The organism is Streptococcus suis (assembly GCF_002964045.1).
GTDB classification, from domain to species: domain Bacteria; phylum Bacillota; class Bacilli; order Lactobacillales; family Streptococcaceae; genus Streptococcus; species Streptococcus suis_U.
Genome location: NZ_POPB01000423.1, coordinates 1 through 5900, shown reverse-complemented (window position 1 = coordinate 5900; position 5900 = coordinate 1). Strand labels below are relative to the sequence as shown.

At 42.6% G+C, this 5900-nt stretch carries 5 protein-coding genes; 4 read left to right on the top strand and 1 reads right to left on the bottom strand.

All coding sequences use genetic code 11. The annotated features are described in order from the left end of the window. Nucleotides 1–143 precede the first annotated feature (143 nt). Nucleotides 144–1814, bottom strand: a complete 1671-nt coding sequence (locus tag C1E99_RS10910) for a formate--tetrahydrofolate ligase (RefSeq protein ID WP_105207558.1) — start codon at nucleotides 1812–1814, stop codon at nucleotides 144–146. Nucleotides 1815–2029: 215 nt separating this feature from the next. Between C1E99_RS10910 and C1E99_RS10905 the strand changes: the two genes are divergently transcribed. The 4 genes from C1E99_RS10905 (at nucleotide 2030) to C1E99_RS10890 (ending at nucleotide 5631) form a co-directional block, all read left to right on the top strand. Continuing rightward, nucleotides 2030–2725 (top strand): phosphopantothenate--cysteine ligase, encoded by a 696-nt coding sequence (locus C1E99_RS10905; protein ID WP_161951190.1) that lies wholly within the window; start codon nucleotides 2030–2032, stop codon nucleotides 2723–2725. After that, the gene (gene coaC / locus C1E99_RS10900) at nucleotides 2718–3272 is read left to right on the top strand and encodes a phosphopantothenoylcysteine decarboxylase (RefSeq protein WP_105207556.1); all 555 of its coding nucleotides are present in this window, start codon (nucleotides 2718–2720) and stop codon (nucleotides 3270–3272) included. Before C1E99_RS10905 ends, coaC begins: the two co-directional genes overlap by 8 nt. Continuing rightward, nucleotides 3253–3822: an ECF transporter S component gene (locus C1E99_RS10895; protein ID WP_105207555.1), complete on the top strand. Its 570-nt coding sequence runs from the start codon at nucleotides 3253–3255 to the stop codon at nucleotides 3820–3822. Before coaC ends, C1E99_RS10895 begins: the two co-directional genes overlap by 20 nt. Nucleotides 3823–3912: 90 nt before the next feature. After that, nucleotides 3913–5631 carry a phospho-sugar mutase gene (locus tag C1E99_RS10890; RefSeq protein ID WP_105207554.1) on the top strand — a complete coding sequence of 573 codons (1719 nt, stop codon included), beginning with the start codon at nucleotides 3913–3915 and terminating at the stop codon, nucleotides 5629–5631. The last annotated feature ends 269 nt before the right edge of the window (nucleotides 5632–5900 follow it).

Here is a 5900-nt window from a genome sequence, read left to right as displayed (position 1 = left end):
AATCACCAACGTTTTCAAGAGCGCAACAACGGCCTTGCCCCTCTTGAAATGAGGAACAAGGCCGCCGCCTAATCTTTTATTATTTCATTGTCCACTTGACAGGGAGCTGTTCACAACCGAGCGGATTTTTCTATTCAATCTGATTAGAACAAACCAATAGCCGTCCCATCTTCTGCTACGTCCATATTTAGTGCTGCAGGGGCTTTTGGCAAACCTGGCATGGTCATGACATCACCTGTCAGAGCCACGATGAAACCTGCTCCCAATTTTGGCACAAATTCACGGACTGTAATGTCAAAGTCTGTCGGTGCACCGAGGGCAAACTGATCATCTGAGAAGCTGTATTGGGTCTTGGCCATGCAGACTGGCAACTTATCCCAACCATTCTTAGCAAATTCAGTCAGTTGATTGCGGGCTTTCTTTTCAAAGACAACACCTCTACCACCGTAGATTTGTGTAACAATCTTGGTCACTTTCTCTTCCAAACTATCCTCAGCCTTGTAGAGACGTTGGTAGTTGGCTACATTATTTTCAATCGTAGCAACGACTGTTTCAGCCAGTTCAACACCACCATCAGCACCATTTGCCCAAACGCTCGCCAACTCAACAGGTACACCAATCTCAGCGCAAAGTTCTTTCAAAGCTGCAATTTCGTCAGCTGTGTCAGATACAAATTCATTGATAGCGACGACTGCTGGAATACCGTATTTCTGAATATTTTCAACGTGACGCTTCAAGTTAGAAAAACCAGCTTTCACTGCCTCTACATTTTCAGTAGAAAGTTCTGTCTTAGCGACACCACCGTGCATTTTAAGGGCACGGAGTGTGGCAACAATAACTACTGCATCAGGAGCTTTCGGCAAGTTTGGCACCTTGATATCTAGAAACTTCTCTGCGCCAAGGTCAGCGCCGAAACCTGCTTCTGTGACCGTATAGTCAGCCAATCGCAGAGCTGTTGTAGTAGCGAGAACTGAGTTACAGCCATGGGCGATGTTAGCAAATGGACCACCGTGGACAAAGGCTGGCGTGCCATAGATGGTTTGAACAAGGTTTGGTTTGATAGCATCCTTCAAAATGAGGGTCAAGGCACCTTCCACCGCCAAATCACGCACATAGACAGGACTGCGATCGAAACGATAACCGATCACAATATTTGCCAAGCGTTCTTTCAAGTCATTGATATCTGTCGCCAAACACAAAATTGCCATGATTTCAGAAGCGACCGTGATATCAAAACCATCTTCACGTGGAATACCATTGAGCGGACCACCCAAGCCAACTGTTACCTTACGAAGAGCACGGTCGTTAAGATCCACAACACGTTTCCAGATGATACGGCGTTGGTCAATGCCGATTGCATTTCCTTGGTGGATATGGTTATCAATCAAGGCTGAAAGAGCATTGTTAGCTGTTGTAATGGCATGCATATCGCCTGTAAAATGTAAATTGATATCTTCCATTGGCAAGACCTGAGCATAGCCACCACCTGCAGCTCCACCTTTGATCCCCATGACAGGTCCCAAAGATGGCTCACGAAGGGCAATCATAGTTTTCTTGCCGATTTTAGAAAGAGCATCAGCTAACCCGATCGTAATAGTTGACTTACCTTCACCAGCAGGTGTTGGGTTGATAGCAGTCACCAAAATTAGTTTACCTAGTTCATTGTCTTTCACTGCATTGATCTTATCAAAAGATAATTTTGCCTTGTATTTTCCATAGAGTTCAATATCATCAAAGCTGATACCAACTTTTTCAACGATTTCTGTGATAGGTTTCAAGGTCACACTTTGTGCAATTTCAATATCTGTTTTCATGAGAGCTCCTAAATTCCTTATTTTTCACAAACATTATACCACATCAATTTTTATTTTCGCATATTATTCGATAATTTTATTAAGAACATACGGAATTTTGTAGTGTGTTGCAGTGTGAACCTATTATTCAAAATAATATTTTGATTTAGTAAATCTTTGTGAAAAGTAGGTCGCAGAAACTTTACGAAAAATGGAAATTCTAGTAAAATATGTACATGAAACTATTGATTACATCTGGTGGAACAAGTGAAGCCATCGACCAAGTCCGTGCCATTACCAATCATGCCTCTGGCAATCTCGGAAAAATCATTGCTGAACAGGCTTTGAAAGGTGGACATGAAGTGACACTGGTCACGACTAAACAGGCTGTTAAACCACTTCCACAAAAGAATCTGACTATTATTGAAATCACAAACGTTGAGAGTTTAAAATCAACTTTAGAACCACTGGTTAAGTCCCATCAAGCACTTATTCATAGCATGGCTGTATCCGATTATACACCTGTTTATATGACTGGCCTGAAGGAAGTCGAAGCAACCGAGGATATCTCAAGCTTATTGAATAAGAAAAATGCTGAAACTAAGATTTCTTCCAAGGATGACTACCAGGTCCTTTTTCTCAAGAAAACACCAAAGGTCATCTCCTTTGTCAAGAAATGGAATCCAGCTATCCAGCTAATCGGCTTTAAGCTCTTAGTAGATGTTCCAAAGGAAGAACTATTTGCAGTTGCTCGCCAAAGTATTGAACGCAATGGTGCAGACTATATTGTGGCCAATGACTTGACAGATATCAAGGGCAATCAACATATCGCCTATTTGGTGGATAAGACTTCTGAAGTTCAAGCAACTACAAAGAAAGAAATTGCCCAGCTGATTTTGGAAACCCTGGAAAAAGGAGAGACAAATGGCTAATGTTACTCTTGCTGTTACTGGCTCTATTTCTGCCTATAAGGCAGCAGACTTGACTAGTCAATTGACCAAACTAGGGCACCAGGTTACTGTCCTCATGAGCCGCTCTGCTATGGACTTTATAACGCCCTTAACCCTCCAATCCTTGTCAAAAAATCTGGTCCACACAGATGTTATGTTGGAAGAAAATCCTAGCTCTATCAAGCATATCGATATTGCCAAGGCGACAGACCTCTTCATTGTGGCACCTGCTTCTGCCAATACCATCGCGAAATTGGCACATGGTTTGGCAGATAATATGGTTACCGCAACAGCTCTAGCTCTGCCAATCGGTACTAAAAAGCTAATTGCCCCTGCCATGAATACCAATATGTACCTGAACCCTGCTACACAGAAAAATCTCAAAACCTTGATAGAATACGGCTTTGAAGAAATTAAACCACGAGAAGCCCTTCTAGCTTGTGGCGATTTTGGAACAGGTGCTCTAGCTGAAATCGAGATTATTTTAGAGAAAGTGAGTTCTAGTTTGAATGAAATCAAAAAAAACTAATCAAGTAGCTACACTTGCAATTTTTATTGCAATTATGGTGGTTATTGAAACCATTAGTCAGGCTATCTTTGCGGCCTTTGTCCTTCCTGTAAAACCAACTATCACCCATATACCTGTTATTATCGCAAGTATCATCTATGGTCCACGCATTGGAGCTCAGCTAGGTGGTTTTATGGGGATTATGAGTATCATCCGCAATAGTATTATTCTTTCACCATTGAGCTATGTCTTCTCTCCTTTTGTTGAGAATGGAAATCTCTACTCAGTGCTCATCGCACTGGTACCACGGATTTTGATTGGCATTACTCCCTACTATATCTACAAATTGTGGCAAAATAAGGCAGGTCTTGCACTCGCAGGGTTAACCGGAACACTCACAAACACCATCTTTGTGCTGTCAGGAATTTTCATTTTCTTCGGCGGAGTCTTCAAGGGGGATATAAAGGCAGTATTAGCAGCCATTGTTTCTGTCAACTCAATTGCTGAGATGGTGATTGCAACTATTCTAACCCTTGCAATAGTCCCAGTTTTACAGAAAGTTAAAAAATAAATATCAGAAAATCACGTGAAAGCGTGATTTTTCTTTTCAAACATGGTATAATGAAAGCGTTTAATAGAAAAATCTTTAAGGAGATATGTGATGACTTATCAAGAAACCTATCAAACATGGCTAGATTTTGCTGGACTTCCAGACTACTTGCGTGAAGAATTAGTCGCAATGGATGAAAAAACAAAAGAAGATGCCTTCTATACAAACCTGGAGTTTGGTACTGCTGGTATGCGCGGTTACATTGGCGCTGGTACCAACCGCATCAACGTATTCGTCGTTCGGCAAGCTACTGAAGGTTTGGCAAAATTGGTAGAATCAAAAGGTGAAGAAGCTAAAAAACGTGGTGTAGCTATCGCTTACGACTCACGCCACTTCTCGCCAGAATTTGCCTTTGAATCAGCTCAAGTTTTGGCAGCGCATGGTATCAAATCTTATGTATTTGAAAGCCTTCGTCCAACTCCTGAGTTGTCATTTGCAGTTCGTCATTACAATGCCATCGCAGGTATCATGGTGACTGCCAGCCACAACCCTAAAGAATTCAACGGCTACAAGGTTTACGGTGAAGACGGTGGACAAATGCCACCAGCTGATGCAGATGCATTGACCAACTTCATCCGTGCCATTGACAATCCATTTGCAGTTGAATTGGCTGACCTTGAATCCAGCAAGGAAAATGGCTTGATTACGGTTCTTGGCGAAGAAACTGACCTTAAATATCTTGAAGAACTCAAAGACCTCAACATCAACCCTGAATTGATTGCTGAATACGGTAAAGACATGAAGATTGTCTACACCCCGCTTCATGGTACGGGTGAAATGTTGGCTCGTCGCGCTCTGGCACAAGCTGGTTTTGAATCTGTTCAAGTTGTGGAAGCACAAGCAACTGCTGATCCTGACTTCTCTACTGTCGCTTCTCCAAACCCGGAAAGCCAAGCTGCTTTTGCCCTTGCAGAAGAACTCGGCCGTGAAGTCGGTGCAGATGTCCTTCTTGCAACTGACCCTGACGCTGACCGTGTTGGTGTTGAAGTTCGTCAAGCGGACGGTTCTTACTGGAACCTCTCTGGTAACCAAATCGGTGCTATCATTGCTAAATACATCCTTGAAGCCCACAAGCAAGCGGGTACACTTCCTGCAAACGCTGCCCTTGCTAAGTCAATCGTATCCACTGAGTTGGTAACTAAGATTGCTGAAAGCTACGGCGCTACCATGTTCAACGTCTTGACTGGTTTCAAATTCATCGCTGAGAAAATCCAAGAGTTCGAAGAAAAACACAACCATACTTACATGTTTGGTTTTGAAGAAAGCTTCGGCTACCTCATCAAACCATTCGTGCGTGACAAGGATGCTATCCAAGCTGTGCTTATGGTTGCTGAAATTGCTGCCTACTACCGTTCACGTGGAATGACCTTGGCTGACGGTATCGATGAAATCTTCAAAGAATACGGCTACTTTGCTGAGAAAACAATCTCTGTTACCCTTTCTGGTAAAGACGGTGCAGAGCAAATCAAGGCAATCATGGCTAAATTCCGCGATAACTCACCTGAGCAATTCAACGCAACTGACATCGCAGTCTTTGAAGACTTTGCCCTTCAAACTAAGACAGACAAAGATGGAAACGTTGAAAAACTCACTACTCCTCCATCAGATGTCTTGAAATACACCTTGGCAGATGATTCATGGTTTGCCGTTCGTCCTTCAGGAACAGAACCAAAAATCAAATTCTACATCGCAACGGTTGGTGAAACCCTTGCCGAAGCAGAAGAAAAAATCGCCAACATCGAAAAAGAAATCAACGAATTTGTTGGGTAAGAATTGGAAATCATTGTAAGTCATAACCACCCTTGAAAACGGGTGGCTTGTACACCGGCTGTAAGCCGTTTCTCTCCAGCGACGTCTAAAGACGTTCGCTGAACTTCGTTCAGGTTAGCGCTATAATTACTTGACTAATGCCCGTAACAACGGGCTCAGACTGAAGACAAAGTCCTTAGAATTGATTTTCTAAGGGCTTTTCTTCGTATTTAGGAGTATAATATAAGAAAAAGGACTTATGAGGTTCTCCTATGCTACACAAAGAAAAA

What these genes read in the sequence shown, in the direction of transcription:
- C1E99_RS10910 (WP_105207558.1), bottom strand. Translation starts at nt 1,814, where the DNA reads ATGAAAACAGATATTGAAATTGCACAAAGTGTGACCTTGAAACCTATC.
- C1E99_RS10905 (WP_161951190.1), top strand. Translation starts at nt 2,030, where the DNA reads ATGAAACTATTGATTACATCTGGTGGAACAAGTGAAGCCATCGACCAA.
- coaC (WP_105207556.1), top strand. Translation starts at nt 2,718, where the DNA reads ATGGCTAATGTTACTCTTGCTGTTACTGGCTCTATTTCTGCCTATAAG.
- C1E99_RS10895 (WP_105207555.1), top strand. Translation starts at nt 3,253, where the DNA reads ATGAAATCAAAAAAAACTAATCAAGTAGCTACACTTGCAATTTTTATT.
- C1E99_RS10890 (WP_105207554.1), top strand. Translation starts at nt 3,913, where the DNA reads ATGACTTATCAAGAAACCTATCAAACATGGCTAGATTTTGCTGGACTT.